The sequence below is a fragment of the Bartonella sp. AD328YNZD genome (assembly GCF_042196425.1).
This window is the reverse complement of record NZ_JBHIQG010000714.1, coordinates 1-739: the sequence shown is the minus strand read 5'-3', so window position 1 is coordinate 739 and position 739 is coordinate 1. Positions and strand designations below refer to the sequence as shown.

The 739-nt window shown below is 43.8% G+C and carries 1 pseudogene; it reads right to left on the bottom strand.

The features are described from left to right. A pseudogene (locus tag ACFIO3_RS14635) lies at positions 1-739 on the bottom strand (DNA-directed RNA polymerase subunit beta'); the annotation flags it as partial.

Sequence of the window (739 nt, the reverse complement as noted above, 5' to 3'; positions counted from 1 at the left end):
CCCGGCTCACCAATGGATTGAGCAGCAATAACACCAACGGCTTCTCCCTGATTAACAGGTGTTCCACGCGCCAAATCACGACCATAGCATTTTGCACAAACACCAAGACGTGTTTCACATGTTAATGCAGAACGAATTTGAACAGATTGAATCCCAGCTGCTTCAATCTTCGCAACATCAGCTTCCTCAATCATTGCTCCACCTTCAAGGATAACCTTTCCAGAGACAGGATGTAGAATATCAACAAGCGCTGTACGACCAAGAATTCTTTGCCCAAGGGAGGCAACAATTTGTCCTGCATCAACAATCGGCTGCATGGTAAGCCCTTTTGCGGTACCACAATCAACTGCTGAAATAATAGCATCCTGTGCAACATCAACAAGACGCCGTGTTAAATAACCAGAGTTCGCCGTCTTTAACGCAGTATCAGCAAGTCCTTTACGTGCACCATGCGTGGAATTGAAGTATTCATTAACAGTTAGACCTTCTTTAAAATTTGAAATAATGGGTGTTTCAATAATTTCACCCGATGGTTTTGCCATTAATCCACGCATACCGGCCAATTGTCTCATCTGGTTAGCAGAACCACGAGCACCAGAGTGCGACATCATATAGATCGAATTCATCGGTCGTTGACGACCTGTTTTAGGATCAAAATCGACGGCTTGAATACGTTTCATCATTTCATCTGCGACGCGATCTGTACATTTACCCCAAGCATCTACAACCTTATTGTATT